The organism is Sandaracinaceae bacterium (assembly GCA_016706685.1).
Lineage (GTDB): Bacteria > Myxococcota_A > Polyangia > Polyangiales > Houyiibacteriaceae > JADJJE01.
On the sequence record JADJJE010000025.1, the window covers coordinates 1 to 18,432 of the forward strand.

The 18,432-nt window shown below is 70.4% G+C and carries 15 protein-coding genes and 2 pseudogenes; 10 read left to right on the forward strand and 7 right to left on the reverse strand.

The features are described from left to right. From IPI43_25035 to IPI43_25060, 6 genes and pseudogenes are all read left to right on the forward strand, one after another. Positions 1 to 1,677 (forward strand): excinuclease ABC subunit UvrA (locus IPI43_25035; protein ID MBK7777351.1); only part of this gene is annotated, 1,677 nt, incomplete at its 5' end. Further along, entirely contained in the window at positions 1,674 to 2,609 is a 936-nt protein-coding gene (locus IPI43_25040) for an ATP-binding cassette domain-containing protein (GenBank protein MBK7777352.1), read from the forward strand. The genes IPI43_25035 and IPI43_25040, both read left to right, overlap by 4 nt. 154 nt (positions 2,610 to 2,763) lie before the next feature. Next, positions 2,764 to 2,907 (forward strand): hypothetical protein, encoded by a 144-nt coding sequence (locus IPI43_25045; protein ID MBK7777353.1) that lies wholly within the window; start codon positions 2,764 to 2,766, stop codon positions 2,905 to 2,907. 131 nt (positions 2,908 to 3,038) lie between these two features. Continuing rightward, complete coding sequence (locus tag IPI43_25050) at positions 3,039 to 4,361, forward strand: acetate--CoA ligase family protein (GenBank protein MBK7777354.1); 1,323 nt, start codon at positions 3,039 to 3,041, stop codon at positions 4,359 to 4,361. Between the two features lie 79 nt (positions 4,362 to 4,440). Then, positions 4,441 to 4,749: pseudogene (locus IPI43_25055) on the forward strand (putative metal-binding motif-containing protein). A 114-nt stretch (positions 4,750 to 4,863) separates the two neighbouring features. Continuing rightward, a pseudogene (locus IPI43_25060) lies at positions 4,864 to 5,127 on the forward strand (putative metal-binding motif-containing protein). Positions 5,128 to 5,759: 632 nt separating this feature from the next. Here IPI43_25060 and IPI43_25065 read toward each other — a convergent pair. Continuing rightward, positions 5,760 to 6,716: a tetratricopeptide repeat protein gene (locus tag IPI43_25065; GenBank protein ID MBK7777355.1), complete on the reverse strand. Its 957-nt coding sequence runs from the start codon at positions 6,714 to 6,716 to the stop codon at positions 5,760 to 5,762. 76 nt (positions 6,717 to 6,792) lie between these two features. Here IPI43_25065 and IPI43_25070 point away from each other — a divergent pair, with 76 nt between their 5' ends. Both IPI43_25070 and IPI43_25075 read left to right on the forward strand, forming a co-directional pair. Beyond that, on the forward strand, positions 6,793 to 9,525 hold the full coding sequence (locus IPI43_25070) for a leucine--tRNA ligase (GenBank protein ID MBK7777356.1): 2,733 nt from the start codon (positions 6,793 to 6,795) through the stop codon (positions 9,523 to 9,525). A 39-nt stretch (positions 9,526 to 9,564) separates the two neighbouring features. Continuing rightward, positions 9,565 to 10,896, forward strand: a complete 1,332-nt coding sequence (locus tag IPI43_25075; protein ID MBK7777357.1) for an outer membrane protein transport protein — start codon at positions 9,565 to 9,567, stop codon at positions 10,894 to 10,896. Here the strand turns inward: IPI43_25075 and IPI43_25080 are convergent. The 4 genes from IPI43_25080 to IPI43_25095 form a co-directional block, all read right to left on the reverse strand. Continuing rightward, positions 10,881 to 11,636, reverse strand: a complete 756-nt coding sequence (locus tag IPI43_25080) for a sterol desaturase family protein (protein ID MBK7777358.1) — start codon at positions 11,634 to 11,636, stop codon at positions 10,881 to 10,883. The two genes, IPI43_25075 and IPI43_25080, sit on opposite strands and share 16 nt — an antisense overlap. Before the next feature lie 7 nt (positions 11,637 to 11,643). Further along, on the reverse strand, positions 11,644 to 12,876 hold the full coding sequence (locus IPI43_25085; protein MBK7777359.1) for a hypothetical protein: 1,233 nt from the start codon (positions 12,874 to 12,876) through the stop codon (positions 11,644 to 11,646). Further along, positions 12,873 to 13,568, reverse strand: coding sequence for a response regulator transcription factor (locus IPI43_25090; GenBank protein ID MBK7777360.1), 696 nt, complete (start codon positions 13,566 to 13,568; stop codon positions 12,873 to 12,875). The genes IPI43_25085 and IPI43_25090 overlap by 4 nt, the downstream gene beginning before the upstream one ends. Before the next feature lie 93 nt (positions 13,569 to 13,661). Further along, the gene (locus IPI43_25095) at positions 13,662 to 14,288 is read right to left on the reverse strand and encodes a hypothetical protein (protein MBK7777361.1); all 627 of its coding nucleotides are present in this window, start codon (positions 14,286 to 14,288) and stop codon (positions 13,662 to 13,664) included. Between the two features lie 121 nt (positions 14,289 to 14,409). Between IPI43_25095 and IPI43_25100 the strand changes: the two genes are divergently transcribed. Next, entirely contained in the window at positions 14,410 to 15,564 is a 1,155-nt protein-coding gene (locus IPI43_25100; GenBank protein MBK7777362.1) for an alpha/beta hydrolase, read from the forward strand. A gap of 228 nt (positions 15,565 to 15,792) precedes the next feature. On the opposite strand, the gene IPI43_25105 is transcribed toward IPI43_25100, so the two are convergent. Both IPI43_25105 and IPI43_25110 read right to left on the reverse strand, forming a co-directional pair. Next, a complete protein-coding gene (locus tag IPI43_25105) occupies positions 15,793 to 16,128 on the reverse strand; it encodes a hypothetical protein (GenBank protein MBK7777363.1) in 336 nt (111 codons plus the stop codon). A gap of 27 nt (positions 16,129 to 16,155) precedes the next feature. Continuing rightward, a complete protein-coding gene (locus IPI43_25110; GenBank protein MBK7777364.1) occupies positions 16,156 to 17,703 on the reverse strand; it encodes an NAD(P)/FAD-dependent oxidoreductase in 1,548 nt (515 codons plus the stop codon). A 108-nt stretch (positions 17,704 to 17,811) separates the two neighbouring features. Between IPI43_25110 and IPI43_25115 the strand changes: the two genes are divergently transcribed. Further along, the gene (locus IPI43_25115; GenBank protein MBK7777365.1) at positions 17,812 to 18,429 is read left to right on the forward strand and encodes a TetR/AcrR family transcriptional regulator; all 618 of its coding nucleotides are present in this window, start codon (positions 17,812 to 17,814) and stop codon (positions 18,427 to 18,429) included. Positions 18,430 to 18,432 lie beyond the last annotated feature (3 nt).

Here is an 18,432-nt window from a genome sequence, read left to right on the forward strand (position 1 = left end):
TGCCCGCCGGACGTGGACCTCATCGAGGGTTTGCGGCCTGCGCTGTCCGTGCCGCAGCGCGCACCCGGGCGGAACCCGCGCTCCACCATCGCCACGGCCACGGAGATCAGCGACCACCTGCGCGTGCTGTACGCGCGCGCCGGGACACCGCACTGCCCGGTCTGCGATGAGCCGCTCACGTCGTCCACGGCGCAGAACGTGGTGGACAGTCTGCTCGCTGCCCCGGAGGGCACGCGGCTCACGCTGCTGGCGCCGGTGCTGCGCGGCGGCACGGACACGGAGCTCGCCGCGTGGCTCGAGCGGCTGCGCCGAGAGGGCTACGTGCGCGTACGCCTGGACGGGGCGCTCACGGAGCTGGGCGAGCTGGGCGACACGGCCCGCGCGCCTGGCACCAGCGCGCCGCGCGAGCTGGCCGTGGTGGTGGACCGTGTGGTCGTGAAGAGCGGCGTGCGAGCGCGCGTGAACGAAGCGGTGGAGCTGGCCTACACGCTGGCCGGTGGCTTCGTCGAGGTGGAGCAGGGCGACTTGCGCACCGTCTTCCACGAAGCGCTCACGTGCTCCCACGGGCATCCGTCGGTGCCAGCGCTCACGCCCCAGCTCTTTTCGTTCAACAGCCCCGACGGAGCGTGCCCCACGTGCGATGGGCTCGGTCGCGTGCAGCACTGGGATGCCGCGCTGGTGGTCCCCGATGCCACGCTGTCCCTGCGGGAGGGCGCCATCGCCGCATGGGGGAAGCCAGGCGGTGCTCTCCACCGGGAGCAGCTCGAGCAGATCGCCGAGCTTCGCGGCGTGGACCCCGACAAGCCCTTCGCGAAGCTGAGCGACAAGGCGCGCGCAGCTGTCCTCGAGGGCGTGGCCCCCGGCCCCAAGCGCGCGGGCTATGAGGGCGTTCTGCCCAGCCTGGCGCGTCGCACGCGGGACTACATGTCCCGTAAGTCGGCCGAGGGTGGGGATCCCGACCGCATCTTCGAGTACCTGGAGCGCGAGCTGGGGCGCTTCGCCACCGAGCAGCCGTGCCCCGACTGCGGCGGCGCGCGCTTGCGCCCGGAGGCGCGTGCCGTGCGCGTGGCGGGGGTGGGGATCGCCACGCTCCAGGACATGAGCGTGCGCGATGCGCGGGAGCACCTCGAGACCCTGGACCTGGGCGAGCACGCCCGCGTGATCGTCGATCGTCTCCTCGGCGAGCTGCGTGCTCGACTCGCGTTCTTGGACCAGGTGGGGCTCGGCTACCTCTCGCTCTCGCGCTCCATGGCCACGCTGAGCGGCGGCGAGGCCCAGCGCGTGAGGCTGGCCACGCAGATTGGGGCGTCGCTCGCGGGCGTGCTCTACGTGCTGGACGAGCCCACGGTGGGTCTCCACGCGAGCGACGTGGGCCGCCTGCTCGAGACGCTCACCGCGCTGCGCGATCGGGGCAACACCGTGTTGCTGGTGGAGCATGACGAGGCCGTCATGCGCGCCGCCGACCACATCGTGGACATGGGCCCCGGAGCGGGCCGCGCAGGGGGCGTGTGCTCTCGTCCGGGACGCTCGCCCAGCTGCTGGCGGACCCCCTCTCGCCCACCGGTCGAGCGCTGGCTGCTGGGCGCAGCGAAGACCCGGTGCATCACAAGAGCCCGCCACCCGGGGAGCTGCGCCTGCGCCACGCCCGCTTGCACAATCTCGTGGATCTCGACGTGAGCCTCCCCCTCGGGCGCCTGGTGTGTGTGAGCGGGGTGTCGGGCAGCGGCAAGAGCTCGCTCATCACGCACACCCTGGTGCCGAAGGCGCGCGAGGTGCTCAACGGCGGACACCCGGTGCACGTGGAAGCCGAGATCAGCGGGCTGCACCACCTCGACAAGCTGGTGCAGATCGATCAGTCGCCGATTGGCCGCACGCCTCGCTCCAGTCCGGCCAGCTACGTGGGCATCCTCGGTGAGCTGCGCGACCTCTTCGCAGGGCTCCCCGAGGCACGGGCCCGCGGCTATGCCAGCGCGCGCTTCAGCTTCAACACCAAGGGCGGCCGCTGCGACGCGTGCTCGGGCGAGGGCGTGACGCGCGTGGGGATGCACTTCCTGCCCGACGTCGAGGTCACCTGCTCCGTCTGCGCAGGGTCGCGCTTCAACCGCGAGACCCTCGAGGTGCGCTATCGGGGCTTCAGCTTCGCTGACGTGCTTGCCATGGACGTGGGCGCCGCCGCCGAGTTCTTCGCGGCGCACCCGCGGATCGCGCCCGCGCTCGAGACCATGCGGCGCATCGGGCTCTCGCACCTGGCCCTGGGCCGCAGCGCCACCACACTCAGCGGCGGCGAGGCCCAGCGGGTCAAGCTGGCGCGCGAGCTGGCGCGGCGCTCGACGGGCCGCACGCTCTACGTGCTGGACGAGCCGACCACGGGCCTCCACTTCCACGACGTGGACGTGCTGCTGGGCCTGCTGCGCGAGCTGGTGGAGGCAGGCAACAGCGTAATCGTCATCGAGCACGACTTGCGCATGTTGGCAGCGGCAGACCACGTGCTGGACCTGGGACCGGGGGGCGGGCGAGACGGAGGGCGGGTGGTGTTTGCGGGGACTCCCATTGCACTTCGTGAGTGCGCCGCCTCGCTCACGGGGCGTGCGCTGGCCGTCCGTGGTTGAGCGCCGAGAGTGAAAGTTTCCAGTGACCTGCCAACAAATAGGTTGACCCGATCACGAAACGGCGTCTATTCTGGGACATCTCCAACGGGCTATGGGCCCATTTTGGCTTACAGGAGGCCATCGCATGTCATTTTGGGAAGACCTTAGTTCCCCCGTGAAGGGTGCCCTCGTCGTGGGCGTCATCGGGATCATCGGCTCCGTTCTCTTGTGGGCCGGGGTGTTCGACGGCGAGCCGGAAGGCGGCGTCACCGAGCAACGCGGCTTTAGCGCCGAAACCGCCGCTCCCGCAGGCGAGTGAGCCAGGTTCGCTGAACTGCGGTGGGGCGCTTCGGCGCCCCGCTTGCGTTTACGCCCCAGAACGCTCGTCTGGGCGTCCGCCCTACCGCCGAATTTGCAGTGTGGGGGTGTTTCCCGGGTATCCTCTCGCGCATGGTGCGTGCCCTGCGTGTGCTCTGTGATGAGGCTGAGCTCGCCGTGGACGCTGCCGTGGTGGCCGCCGCGCTGGGGCTTGCGATCGCGCCCGAGGTCCCGCCCGAGGTGATGGTCAGCGCACGCGAAGCGCTCGCGCGCGGAGAATCCTGCGTTCTGACCCTGGCTCACACCCCGAGTGACGCAGACGTCGTGACCCTGGCCGACCTCGCGAGGGCCCAGGGCAACGTGGTGATCCTCGGGTTGCTCGAGCCGAGCTCCACACTGCAGCTCGCCCGCGATCTGGGTGCCGTGGCGGTGGTGGGTGTGCGCGCTGCGCTGGCGGCTGCCGCGCTTGTCCCGTTCCGCACCCACAAGCCGTGGCTCGCGTCGGCGCGTGGGCTGGGGCGGGCAGACCGAGCGCAGCTGCGGCTGTCTCCGGGTCATCGCGGGGCAGGGCGCTTCACGCGCCAAGAGGGCGGCCTGCTCGCCTACGAGACCGAGTCCGGCGAGCTCGCGCGCGCGGGGGAGCCACGGGACATCGCCGCAGCGCTCGACGCCTACCGCGGAGCCGAGCACGGCGAGCGCTTGAGCCCGCCCGCTGTGGAAGGCGTGGACACCGCCGCGGTGCTGGACGTCATCTTCGGCCCGGCGCGTTCGCTCTCGGACCCGGCCAGCAAGGCCGCGCTCGCCTACTACGATCTGCCCCTGCCCATCGAGGAGCTGTGCGCCAGCGCATCGCGCGCCGCGGCAGAGGCGCAGCGCATCGGGTTTCCAGTGCGCGTGGCGCTGGCGTCCCCCGACCTGCGCATCTGGGAGCATCCGGACCTCGCCGTGGACGGGGTGGACTCGGCCACGCACACGCGCGACGCGTTCCGGCAGATCATGGCGCTGGCCAAGACGCGCGCCCCCGAGGAGCGCCTGCTGGGCGTGACGGTCAGCGCCGCCACCCAGGCGCGCGCGCTGCTCCGCGTGAAGCTGGTGCCCATGCCCGCGGGGCTGGTGCGCTGCGAGTTGGCCTTCGCGGACCCGCACGGACTCGCGTCCGACGATGGCGTGCGCACCTTCCTGCCACGCAGTCGCGAGGGCATTGGCCGCGTGCTCGATGGCCTGCGTGGCCGAGCGCTGCTGTACCCGGACGACGCCGATCGCCGCGTAGTCGTGGACGAAGTGGGCGACGTGCTGATGCGCCTCGCGGCCTTCGTGCACGCGTTCCGTGAGCACGTCCGCGAGGTGGAGATCAGCCCGCTGGCGGTGCTCGTGGGAGGCGAGGTCGAGGTGCGCGAGGCCTGCGTGGTGGTGGGCGACGCGTTCGAGCGCAGCATGCTGCGCGAGCTGGGCTGAGGCCCCGAGGCGGCCCTGTCGCAGTCGCAGTCGTCGCCTCCGCGCCTTGCCAACCGACAGTGTGCGTGCAACCTGCGGCATGGCGTTTCGCAACGTGAGGGCAGAATCCACCAATCTGAGATGTGCGGTCCTGGTGGCCGGGCTGGCCGCTTTTAGCGGGTGCGGAGGCAGTAGCAACGAGGACGCAGGTGTGGTGGATGCCCGGGTGTCCACGGATGCTCAGGAGCCCTTGGACACCGCGGTCGTGTCCTGCGTGACCCCCGACGCCGACGGCGATGGACATGACGCCGTGGCCTGTGGCGGAAGCGACTGCGACGACGCGAACGACGCACGCTACCCTGGGGCCATCGAGGTCTGCGATCCCGACGATGTCGATGAGGACTGCAATCTCGCGACGTTCGGTACGACCGACGTCGACGGTGATGGGTACGTCGACGCCGCGTGCTGCAATGAGGGCGCGACTCGGACCTGCGGGACGGACTGCGCCGACACGCTCGCGGGCATCCACCCCAACCTCACGGAGGTCTGCAACGGGGTCGACGAAGACTGCGACACCGCGATCGACGAGGGGTCGCTCGTGACCTTGTATGCCGACGTGGATGGGGATGGCTTCGGCGCTGCCAACACCGCGTCCTTGCGCTGCGCAGGGACGAGCGGCTTCGCCACGGCGTCCACGGACTGCAACGACGGGGACGTCGCGATCTACCCCGGTGCCACGGAGCTGTGCGATGGGGCGAACAACGACTGCGACCAGGCGACCGACGAGTTCGTCACCACGCTGTACTACCCCGACACGGACGACGATGGGTTCGGCGCGAACACCGGTGCGGTCTCCGCGTGCGCGGCGCCGACGGACTTCGTGGCCGTGTCGGGCGACTGCGACGACGGGATCGGCGCGGTCAACCCCGACGCGAGCGAGCTGTGCAACGGGCGAGACGACGACTGCGCCGGCGGGGTCGACGACGTTGGGATGGCCACCTGTGTGGGCATGGGGGCGTGCCGTCGCTGCGGCACCTGTGTCCAGGGCGACCCCGTTTCCAGCTTCGAGGCTGCGCCCGCGCCGAACGGCAGCTGGGACCTCGACTGTGACGGCCTGGTCAGCCGGGAGTTCCCGAGCGACCCTGTGAGTTCCTTCGCGTCCTGGGAAGCGCACTGTGCAGCGGCTACCGCGGCGCAGTGCGAGACCATACTGGGGGCGCTCGCGATCCCGGAAGGGGGCAGCTCGCCGCCGTGCGGCGGAACGCGATACACGACTTTCGCCAATCTCTGCTTCTATGAAGGGACCAACGGTTGCCGTCCATCCATCGACCGCCGCCGAGACCTCCACCGCTCGTTGCCGCTGAGCTGCGCCTTGAAGCGAAGGGGCACGCTGAGAGCGGAGCGCCAAGCGACGCCGGCTCAGTCCGTTTCGTCTTCGGAGTCGCTCGGCTGCGGGCCCGACACGCGCTCGGTGGAGACCGCACGGCCCTCCACGAAGTACAGCGTGATGCTGCCCACGCCGAGCACGATGCCGGACCCCAGCATGATGTCGCTGTAACGGGCGAAGTCGCGGGCGTCATCCAGGCGGCCCTGGTTCTCGAGCCGCTGCGCGCGGATGCCGAGGCCCAGGCTGGTGCCCAGCGCGCCCACGGCGAGCGCGCCCACGATCCACGTGAACAGCCGGCGACCACGCACGCTGCGGTAGCTGGTCAGAGGCTGGAGCTGCACCGTGGCCAGCGCGGCGAGGCCCGCGCTCAGGCGCACCTCGCTGCGGAACGGGATGTAGCCGTCGAGGTCCACCGAGAGCGCATGCAGGCCGGGGTCGAGGGTCAGTGGAACGGACAGCGGGGAGACCCCGACGCTCGTGCCATCCACCGACACGTCGGCGCCAGCTTGGTCCACGCGGATCTCGAGCGTGCCCGTGGTGGGCGCCGCGTGCTCGGCCAGGCGCCGGGCTTCCGCCTCGGCTTCGAGCCGGGTGATGTGCTCTTCGATGCGCGCGCGGTCCGGCGGGTCCACCCGGTCGCGCAGGTAGCGCCGGTAGTACTCCACCGCCTGCTCGTAGTGGCGGAGCTCCTCGTGCGCGCGGGCAATGTTGTACCAGAGGTCCGCGGAGGGGACGAGCGCAGCAGCTTGCTCGAACGCGGCCACTGCCTCCTCGAACTGGCCAGCGTCGAAGTGTTGCTGCCCCCGAATGAAGTGCTCGCGGGCCTGGCGTGAGGCGTCTGCGTTCTCGGGAGTGCCCGTGGCTGGGCGCGAGCCGCGCTGAGCCTCGACGGCCGGAGCGCTGGCGAGCACGAGCCCCAGGGCGAGCCAGGCCCCGAACCAAGCGGAGCGCTGAAGGGTGGGCTTCGAGGGGGTGTGCGCGCGGGTCACTTCACCGCGAGGATACATCAGGGCGGACGTCGCCGTCGCCCGTTTGTGCAAGTCGTAGTTGTGCTAAACCGCGCGCATGACCGAGCCGACCGAGGGCCACGCCTCCCCAGATGCCGACGCGCCGCGCGAGCGCCGCTACGACCCCGCGAGCATCGAGCCCAAGTGGCAGCGGTTCTGGGACGAGGACCAGACGTTCCTCACGCCGGCCGACGACGACGCGCGCCCGAAGGCCTACATCCTCGACATGTTCCCCTACCCCTCGGGCTCGGGCCTGCATGTGGGGCACCCGGAGGGCTACACCGCCACCGACATCATCGCGCGCGCCAAGCGGGCGCAGGGCTTCGCGGTGCTGCACCCCATGGGCTGGGACGCGTTCGGGCTCCCCGCCGAGCAGCACGCGGTGCGCACGGGCACGCACCCCGCGGCCACCACCGAGGCCAACGTCGCCACCTTCAAGCGGCAGCTCAAGGAGCTGGGCTTCAGCTACGACTGGACGCGCGAGGTCAACTCCACCGACCCGGGCTACGTGAAGTGGACGCAGTGGATCTTCCTCGAGCTGTACCGGCGTGGCCTCGCGGCGCAGAGCGAGGTGGCGGTGAACTGGTGCCCGCAGCTCGGCACGGTGCTGGCCAACGAAGAGGTGGTCGACGGCCTCAGCGAGGTGGGCGGGTTCCCGGTCGAGCGCCGCCCGCTGCGCCAGTGGGTGCTGAAGATCACGCAGTACGCGGACAAGCTGCTGGAGGGGCTCACCGACCTCGACTGGCCCACGAGCACGCGCACCATGCAGACCGAGTGGATCGGCCGCTCCGAGGGCGCCGAGGTGCGCTTCGCCATCCAGGGCTCGTCGGACGAGACGGTGACCGTGTTCACCACGCGGCCCGACACGCTCTTCGGGGCCACCTTCATGGTGCTGGCGCCCGAGCACCCGTTGGTGGCCACGCTCACCACGGACGCGCAGCGCGCTGCCGTGACCGCCTACGTGGCGGCCGCACGCAACAAGAGCGACCGCGACCGCATGCAGAGCAAGGACAAGAGCGGCGTCTTCACCGGGGGCTTCGCGCTCAACCCGGTGAACGGCGCCGAGGTGCCGGTCTACATCGCGGACTACGTGCTCTACGGCTACGGCACGGGCGCGATCATGGCGGTGCCCGCCCACGACGAGCGCGACTTCGAGTTCGCCAAGGCGCACGGCATCGCCATCATCGAGGTGGTCAGCCTGACGGGTGAGCCGTCCGCCGCGCCACTCGACGCGGCGATGACCCAGCACGGCAAGGCCGTGAACAGCGGCGCCTACAACGGGCTCGAGACCGCCGAGTTCAAGCAGCGCATCACCGCCGACCTCGAGGCGAAGGGGCAGGGCAAGCGGCGCATCGAGTACAAGCTGCGCGACTGGATCTTCTCGCGGCAGCGCTACTGGGGTGAACCCATCCCCATCTACTTCCCCGTGGACATCGAGCCGGGTGTGGACCCCCGTACTGGGGCGCCGTGCACCATCCGCTACGACCAGCCCATCCCGCTCGAGCAGAGCGAGCTGCCGCTGCGCTTGCCCGACCTCGAGGACTACCGCCCGGGCGACGACCCGCAGGGCGTGCTCACCCGCGCCCTCGACTGGCGCTTCTTCCAGCGTGACGGCCAGTGGTTCGCGCGCGAGACCAACACCATGCCGCAGTGGGCCGGCTCGTGCTGGTACTTCCTGCGCTTCGTGGACCCGCACAACGACCAGGCCGCGTTCAGCATGGAGGCCGCCAAGCGCTGGCTGCCGGTGGACCTCTACGTGGGCGGCGCCGAGCACGCGGTGCTGCACCTGCTCTACAGCCGCTTCTGGCACAAGGTGCTGTTCGACGCGGGCGTCGTGCCGGTGGCCGAGCCCTTCACCAAGCTGGTGCACCAGGGCATGATCCTGGGCGAGGTGGAGTACACCGCGTTCCGCCTGGGCGAAGACGGAACCGGCGAGTTGGTGTCGTCCAGCGACGTGCGCAAAGGGCCCGACGCGGGCAGCTTCGTGCGCGCCTCGGACGGGGCGCTGGTGGCGGAGCGGAAGGTGCCCTTCGAGGATCTCAAGAAGGGCAAGTCCGGCAACTTCGTGTTCGCCGACAAGCCCGAGATCGCCGTGAACGCGCGCGCTCACAAGATGAGCAAGTCGCGCGGCAACGTCGTGAACCCGGACGTCATCACCAAGGAGTTCGGCGCCGACTCCATGCGCCTCTACGAGATGTTCATGGGCCCGCTCGAGGCCGTGAAGCCCTGGAACAGCGCGTCCATCGGCGGCGTGCGGCGCTTCCTGGACCGCTACTTCACGCTCGCCATCCGCGTGAGCGAGGCGGCCAGCACGGTGAGCGCGTCCGACGACACCGAGCGCTTGCTGCACCAGACCATCAAGAAGGTCACCGACGACATCGAGGGCCTGCGCTTCAACACGGCCATCAGCCAGATGATGGTGTTGGTGAACGACCTGACCGCCTACGAGTTGCCGCCGCGCGCGGCCGTCCAGACGCTCACGCAGCTGCTGCACCCCTTCGCGCCGCACATCGCGGAAGAGGGCTGGGAGCTGCTCGGCAACGCGGGCAGCGTGCAGCGCGCGCCCTGGCCCGAGCACGACGAAGCCCGCCTGGTGGCCGAGAGCGTGGTGGTGCCCGTGCAGGTCAACGGCAAGGTGCGCGCGCGCGTGACCATGCCGGCCGAGGTGAGCGAAGACGACGCGGTGGTGCTGGCCAAGGCCGATCCCGCCATCGCCGCGCTGTGCGAGGGCAAGGGCATCAAGAAGGTGGTCTGGGTGGCCGGCAAGATCCTAAACCTCATCGTCGTGTAGGTCCTTGTATGCGGGCAGCTTGTTTGCCACGCTGACCGCATGACGCTGCTCAACCCTCGGACTCGGTCCCGTGGCCCTCGACTGATCTCTGCGCTGGTGGCGCTCGCGGCGCTGCTGCTGCCCGCTGGGGCGCGAGCCGGTGGCTACGACACGCCCATGCTCTACTCGTCCCGGCACATGGGCATGGGTGGTGCCGCCGTGGGCTACGTGGGGGACGCCTCGGCGTTGTTCCACAACCCGGCGGGCCTGGCCCAGATTGGGCGCTACCACCTGCTCTTGGATGTGTCGCTGCTGGTCGGTGACCTCCAGGCTTCTCCCGTGGTGGGGGCCGAGAACATCACGTCCGAGCGCACCGTGGCACCGGCCTTCCTGGTGGGCGCGGCGTTCCGTGTGCACGAGCGCGTGACGCTCGGCGTGGGCGTGTTCCCCGTGGCGGCCGCCGGCGGCGAGTACCGCTACACCCAGCCTGGGGGCAGCGCCCCCGTGGTAGACCGCACGTCGCTCAACTTCTTCGAGTTCACGCCGGCCATCGCGGTCAACATCGACGAGATCGGCCTGCGCATCGGCGCGAGCTACCGCATCACGTACGTGCAGCTGGAGCGCGCCCGCATCCCCAACCCCCAGGCGGATCCGCAGCGCCCCAACCTGGAGATCAACGCGTCGGGCATGGACTTCCTGGGCTTCCGCCTGGGCGTCCAGTACCAGCCGCCGCAGCACCCCAACCTGCAGCTGGGCCTGAACTACCGGCACAAGACCACCACCACGGTGGAGAGCTCCGGGCCGGTGTATGCCCTGGGCCTGCCCCTCGGGGACGTCGAGGCCTCTTCGAATTTCGTCTTGCCCTCGCGCCTCGAGCTGGGTGCGCGCTACGACTTCGGCACCGCCAACTCCGAAGGCCACTACGCGGGCGGCGCGGCGTTCGACTTCATCTACGCGTTCAACTCGCAGAACGACGCCAGCGGCTTCCGCATCGGCGGCATCGAGCTGGTGCAGGTCTTCGACTGGACCAACGGCATCACCATGCGCATGGGCGGCGAGTACCGCATCCTGGACAGGCGCATGCCGCTGCGCCTGGGCTACTCGTACGACGGGAAGACCAGCAACCCGCGCTTCCCCACCGCGTTCGGCACGCCCGCTGCGGCCACCCACATCATGACCGTGGGCGGCGGCTACGACGCAGGCCCGTGGGAGCTCAACATCGCGTACGCACGCCGCATGGGCTCGGCCACCGTGACCCAGGCCAACATCGACGCGGGCAACGCGGAGCGCATCGCGCAGGGCCTCGAGACCTGCGACCTGTGCGGCGCGCCCGGCGATTACGAGATCACGCTCAACGGCCTCTACCTCGACTTCTCCTACGACTGGGACTGAGCGTCGGGCTGCTCTTGAAACGGCGTGTACGTCCCGAACAGGCGGTCGCTCAGGTTGAGCAGCACCGAGAAGTTCGTGGGCACACGCCGCCCGTGGTGGTGCTCGTGCATGGGTGCGGACGCGAACAGCTGCTTCGGGTAGAAGCGCATGTCGTAGCCGCAGTGGGTCACCATCGTGATGAACGTGTTGAGCGCCGCGTAGGTCACGAAGACCAGCGGGTGCACCTGCATCACGAACGGGTAGATGTAGAACGTGATGAACACGCAGAACGACTCCACGGGGTGCACGTAGAAGCCACTCCACACGGTGAGCGGTGACGACACGTTGTGGTGCACGTAGTGAACGTGGCGGAACACGAAGGGGCTGCCGTGCTCGAGCCGATGCCACCAGTAGGAGAGCACGTCGCCCACCACCATGCAGATGACCAGGTCGCGCGCGAGCTCCAGCAGGCTGGGCGCGAGCAACGGCACGTCGAAGCGGAACTCGATGGGCAGGTAGCGCAGCAGCACGAACACCAGCAGGTAGCCCGGCAACGTGATGGCCAGGTACAGCGCGGTCTGCTTGAACGGCAGCTTCCCGCTGATGAACACGTCCACGAACGAGAACACGGCGCCCGCCACGAGCACCGTGGTGATCACGGCGATGACGAAGAAGAGCGGGTGTCCCAGGGTGTCCACCCCGATGTGCTCGAGGCAGAGGTCCCAGAGGGGGGCGAGGAAGCGCGAGTCGGCTGACGGCATGCTCCTACTAGAGCGCGCGCGGGCCTCCTTCACCATCCCGTGAAGTGGGGGGCACGGGCAGCTCGATGGCCACGCGCAGCCCGGGCGAGCGGGGCGCAACGACCAGCGCACCACCCAGCTTGCGCGCGCGTGTGCGCAGGCTCTTCATGCCACGGCCCTTGGGCGAGCCTTCACCCGCGAGGCCCACGCCATCGTCCAGCACGGCCACCTCCATGCCGGTGCCGCCCGCACGCGCCGCGATGCGCACCGTCACCGTCTGGGCTTGGGCGTGACGCAGGGCGTTGTTCAGCAGCTCTTGGAGCGCGCGCATGACCTGCATGCCGGCGGCCGGCGTGAAGCGCTCGGTCAGCTCCGGGTCCACGTCCCACGTGAGCGTCACACCCAGCCCCTCGCAGCGCGGCGCCACACGCGCGCGCAGCGCCCCGAGCGCCATGCTCAGCGATGCGTGCTGCGGGTCGAGCGAGTCCACGATCAGCCGCAGGTCGTCGAGGCAGCTCTCGAGTCCGGCCACCAGGTCGGCTTCGTGCAGCGTCCCCGCGCGTGACTGCACCAGCAGACCCAGCACGTGACTCCCCACGCCGTCGTGCATGTCGTCCAGGATGCGCTGCCGGTCGAGCGCCAGCTCCGCCGCGCGCTGGGCCTCGACCGCCGCGGAGCGTGCGCTGTCGATGGCCACCAGCAGGGCGACCGTGGCGCCCAAGACACCCGCATCCCCAATGAGCCGCAACACCACGAGCGCGCCCGGCTGAAAGTCCTGCGCGAAGACCACGCCCGCGCGCGAGGCCAGCTGCAGGCCCACCAGCAGCGCTCCTGCGAGCGCGGTCCACAGCATGGCGGAGGCGCGCCCCGACACGGCATACACGGCCAGCGGCAGCAGGAAGCTCCACACGACCGCGGGCGACGCGGGCCCTCCAGAGCGCAAGGCGACAGTCAACGTGGCCCCGTAGGCCAGCGCGATGGTCAGGTTGCCCACGGTGACGGCCGACACGCCGCGCCGCAGCAGCCAGGGCACCAGCGCGAGCCCCACGGACACGCACGCGATGGCCAGCGCCGAGAGCGGCGACCCGAGGGCTGCATAGAGCCCACACATGGCCAGCGTGGAGAGGAAGCCGAGCGCGGCTTGTGCCACTGCCAGGCGCACGCGCCGCACGTCCTCCACGCTGAGCACGTGCGGGCCCTCGTCGGGGAGGAACCGGTCGGCCCACGCGAGGAGCCGCTCGCGCTGACGGGCGTCCATCATTCGCCGAGGTCGATGAGGCCGTGGTGCAGCGCCTCGAACACCGCCTCGCCGCGCGAGTTCACCGAGAGCTTGCGGTAGATGGCCTTCACGTGGTCCGTGACCGTGTGGTAGGAGATGCCCTCGGCGCTGGCCACCTCCTTGAACGAGAGCCCCTTGGCCAGCTGCTCCAAGACGCCGACCTCGCGCGGCGTCAGCGCGAAGGTGCCGGGCTGCTTGGACTCGCGCCGGCGGGGCGGGGCCGCGCCGCGCACTCGAGACAGGATGTGGCCTGCGACGGCGGGGCTGATGGGGGCCCCTCCGGCCAGCACGGCCCGAATGGCGCCAATCGCCTCGCGGCCGTCGGCCCCCTTGAGGACGTAGCCGTCAGCCCCCTGCTCGATGGCGCGTACCACGCTGCGGCCGTCGCCGAAGACGCTGAACACCAGCACCTTGCAGCGCTCGCCGTGGGGTGTCGCGCGCAGGCGTGGCAGCAGCTCGAGGCCGTCTCCGTCGGGCAGGCCCAGGTCCACCAAGAGCACGTCGAGGGGCTGCGCCACCAGCGCCAGCCCTTCCTCCAGCGACTCGGCCAACCCCACCAGCGTGAAGTCGGGCTCTGCGCTCACCGCAGCCCCCAGCGCCCGCGCGATGACGGTGTCGTCGTCGACGATGCCCACGCGGGTCACGCTGGGCGGAGGCTGGGACTCAGGGCGCACTTCCTCCAGTCTACCGAGAGTGGGCGGCGCCTGCCCTCCCCAATACGCGGGAGGGGCGGCGCGCCTACGGCAGCCTGCGGGTCCGCAGGTTCTTCAGTACGCGGTCGGGCAGGGCGTGCGCTCGAAGGTTCCGTCGGCCCGCGGCGTGTGCAGCGAGCAGACTGCGCGGCACTGCGTCTCGCTGGTGTACTCGAAGGTGATCACGTAGTTGCGGTGCACGTCTGGCGCGATCTGCACGCTGGCCACGCACTCGGCGCTGCGCGAGCCGGCTTCACCGCCGCTGATGCGCGGCACGCTGTAGGTGCGCACGCAGGTGTCGCTCACCGTGCGGCACACGGGCGGGCTGTCCGTGGTGCACTCCTCGCGCTGGCAGGCGTACTCCTCACGGCGCTCCTCGGTGGTGGCCTGGGGGCCCGTGCCCGCCTGGTAGGTGGAGGCGCCCACGGTGATGGTCTGCTGTTCGAGGCGCAGGCGAAGGCGCACGGGATGGCCGCTGATCTCGTTCGCGCGATACGAGGTGGTGTCGTAGAGCCGGTCGTTGATGAGCACGCGGGCGTCGTACGAGTCGCCCGTCATGCCCGCCACCTCGTGGAAGATCTCGACGGTGGCGTGGGGCTCGGCCTCGGTCGGCTGCAATAGGAACCCCGCGCACGCGGTGGTTGCGAGGGCGGCGGCGGTCAGGACGATGCGCAACGAGCTGCGACGGATGCTTTGAGTCACATGTTTCATGGGAACGAACGTGCCATGCGGCGGAGGCGGGGCCAAGGGGCGGGAGACGCAGCGGCGCACGCGAGCAGGATGCGTCACCCCGCGGTGCGACCAGTCGAGGTAGCGTTGCGCCATGCAAACGCTCGCGGTGCTGCGAATGGTGTGGGTGCTCCTGATGCTGGCGTGGGGGCTGCTGGCAGTGTTCCGCATGCCCACGGGCCTGCTCTTCTACGCCACGGTCGCGGCCACCGAAGCGGGCTACCTGCTCGCGCTGCTGACGCTGCCGGCGTTCGTGGGTGGCGTGGACACGCCGCGGGACATCGCGCTGGCTGCCGTGGGTGCGGCCACGGTGGTGTTGCTGCTGAGCCCGCTCGGCCGCGTGGGGGACGTGGCGCGCGCGTTGCCCGCGGATCTCTCCCGCGCGTTCGGAGAGTCCAGCGTCCCGGCCGCCGCGCCGTTTCGCTGGACGCAGCTGCTGTCCTTCGGTGACCCGAGCGTGCCTCGCGAGACGCTGACGTATGCCACATCCACCGAGGGCGGTGCGCTGCGCCTCGACCTCTACGGGGGCCGTGACGCCGCCGGCCCACGGCCCCTGGTGCTGATCATCCACGGCGGCTCCTGGCGCAGCGGGGACCGCACTCAGCTTCCGTCCATGGCGAAGCGGCTGGCAGCGGCGGGTTACGCTGTGGCGGCCATCGACTACCGCCTGGCTCCCAGCCACCGCTTCCCGGCGGCCCATGACGACGTGCGCGCTGCCGTGGACTACTTGCGTGAGCACGCGTCCGAGCTGGGCATCGACCCCGAGCGCGTGGTGCTCTACGGGCGCTCGGCCGGAGGTCACCTCGCGCTGCTGGCCGCCTATCGCTGGCATGCGCCGTTCGTGCGCGGTGTGGTGGCGCTCTATCCGCCCACCGACCTGGCCTACAGCTGGGCGCACCCGACAAACCCGCGCGTGCTGGACACGCACGGCACGCTGCGCGCGTTCCTGGGCGGCGCGCCGAGCGAGAGCGATGAGCTGGCGGTGCGGTATCGCGAGGCGTCGCCCTATGCCTGGGCGACCGCGGAGTCACCACCCACGCTGTTGGTGCACGGCGGGCGCGACGAGTTGGTGCGGCCGGTGCACAGCGAGCGCCTGGCGCAGCGCCTAACGGAGCTGCGGGTGCCTCACCACCTGCTGGCGCTGCCGTGGGCCACGCACGCCTGCGAGGCGAGCCCGGCAGGACCGAGCGCGCAGCTCCACGAGCACGCCGTGCGTCACTTCCTGAGCCGTGTGTTCGTCGCTCCTTGAGCGACGCGCCGTCACTCGAAGATGATGACCGAGTCGATGGGCAGGCGGAAGATCAGGAAGTCGCCGCGGGGCTGGCCGTTGGACTGAAACGCGCTGGTGGCGTCCTCGTCGTTCTCATCGAACCACATCCAGCGGGCCTCGGCGTCGAGGGAGTCACCCGTGCGCCCGGGGTCGCTGTTGTTGGTGGCCTGGCACAGGTTCGCGAACTGGGCATGACACGGGCTGTGGTCATCCCGCCTCGGTGCGCAGTCGCAGTCGGCGCCAGGAGCGATAGGCGAACACGGCGTTCTCCCAGTCGTCGGCCCACAGCGCCTCGGCCGTGGCGTCGCGGTACAGACGCATGGCCTGCACCTCGTCGCGCAGCACTTGCTCGGCGGCCAAGAGCAGGGTGGCCTTCGCCCGCTCCTGGTGGGTGGACGGTGCCTCCGGCGCAGGCCCGAAGTCCCGCTTGTCCTGCTCGAGCCCCGGGGTGATCAACGCGCGGAGGTTGGCATCTTGCTGGCGCTCCAGATCCAGGATGGCTTGCACGATGCGCACGGCCAGATTGCGTTGCTTCTCGTCCATGCCTCCATTGGTACCACGTGCGGGGGCTCAGCCCGCGACCAGCCGCGGCAGCCCGAAGCGAGAGGGCTTGCGCTCGCGGTGCTCCTTCGCCGCCAGGCGTCCTGCCACCACGCCGCTCGCCAGGCACGGCACCACGCCGGGGCCCATCACGCCTGCGCCCGCGTGGTAGAGGCCCTCGAGCGGACCCTTCGGCTTGTAGGCGTGCAGCGCGAACTGCTCGGGCAGCGCAGCGGGCCCATAGATGGAGCCGTCCACCGCGCCGGCGAAGTGCATGTTGGTCACGGGCGTGGACACGTCCTTCACGGCGACGTCGCCCACCAGGCCCGGCCAGCGACGCTCCACCGAGGCCAGCAGCTTGTCGCCCAGCTCGTCCTTGAAGGCCTCGTACTCTGCGGGGCGCTTCATGGACTTCGAGTCCGCCCACTTGGCGAAGGGCGCGAAGGGCGCGAGCGTGACCACCTCGAGCGTGGAGCAGCCCGCGGGGGCCATGGTGCCGGTGTCGTCCTTCAGCGAGTTGGGCGACAGGAAGAACGCGAAGTCGTCCGAGAGGCGCCCCTCGAGCGCGGGGCCGAACGCGGCCTCGATGTCCCAGGAGGGGTAGTCCCACACGTTGAACGCGCCCATGCCGTGGTCACGCAGGTCGCGCTCGAGCCCCAGGAACAGGCAGATGCTGCCCACCGACGGCACGGTCTTCTTCACCTTGCGGCGCATGCTGCTGGGCAGCACCGACGAAGGCAGGAAGCTCCCGTAGGTGAGCTTCGGGTCCACGGCGGAGATCACGATCTCGGCGTCGATGCGCTCGCCATCCGCCAGCGTCACGCCGGTCACGCGGCGCCCCTCCACGTTGATGCGGGCCACCTCGGCGCGGCGCCGGTAGACCGCACCGTGTGCGCTGCCCTGGTCTACCAGCGCGTCACGCAGGCTGCCGCTGCCACCACGCGGGAAGTACGAACCGTCGATGAAGTGCAGGAACACGGCCACCCCCAAGATGGCGGGTGCCTTGCTGGGCGGCAGGCCGTAGTCGCCGCACTGCGCCGCGAAGACGGAGCGCACGCGCGGGTTGCTGAAGCTCTGCGCCAGCAGCTCACCAAAGGTGCGCCGGTACCAGAGCGCCGCGATGGGCAGGCCCATGAGCCTGCGTGGGTCCCGGCCGCTGCCGTTGATGAGCCCGTGCAGGGCGCTCAGCTTCTGGATGAACGCGTCGATCTCGCGCTGGTCGGCCGGGAACAGCGCCACGATGCGGTCGCGAAAGCGATCGAGGCCCACCGGGATGGCCAGCTCGAAGTCGGGGAAGCGCAGCACGTCGAAGCCGTCTGGATCCATGGGGCAGAAGAGCTCCGACGCGTCCAGGCCCACGCGGCGCAGGATGCGGTGCAGCCCTTGGCCCGGCGCGGCCTGGCCCACGTAGTGGACGCCGGGATCGAAGTGATAGTGGCGCCGCGCGAAGGGGTTCAAGAACCCGCCCAGCTGCTTCCCACGCTCGAGCGCGATGACCTCGAAGCCCTCTTGGGCGAGGGCCACGCTGGCTGTCAGACCGCCTGCGCCCGTACCGATGACCACTGCTCGCTTCACCATGCCGTGCTCCTGTCTCTGTCTGCCGTCTCGCTGCGCCGCCATGTAAGCACCGCATACTTAAAGCGTGAGCATTGCTTACATTGATGCTCTGTGCAACAGAAAGTGCGAATGACCGAGCGCTACCACCACGGCGACCTGCGCGACGCGCTGCTCAACGCCGCCACCGGCATGCTGGCCGAGACGGGGCCGAGTGGGCTCTCGCTGCGTGAGGCGGCGCGGCGCGCGGGCGTCAGCACGGGCGCGCCCTACCGGCACTTCAAGGACAAGGACGAGCTGCTCACCGCGCTGGCCACGCGCGGGTTCTTGGCGCTGCATGCGGCGCTCGGAGCCGCCGACGTGCACGCGGCCGCCGCGGCACCCCTCGAGCGGCTGCGGTGCCTCGGTGTGGCCTACGTGGAGTTCGCCGTGACCGAACCCGCGCTCTTCCGCCTGATGTTCGGTGAGCTCGCGCCCAGCATGGACGCATCTCCCGAGCTGGCCGACGCCATTCGTCTGGCTGGCGCGCACCTGCCGCGTGCTGCGCAGGCGGTGCAGGCCGAGCTGCGCAGCGCGTCCACCGAGGACATCACGCTGCTGGCCTGGTCGGTGGTGCACGGCGTGGCGTCGCTGTACTTGGACGGCCACCTGCGCGCGTTCGAACGCAAGGGTGAAGCCGGCGGTGCGGGTGTCGCCGAGCGCGTCACGCGCGCGCTGGTGGCGGCCATCTCGGGTGCCTCGGCGTCCTGACCG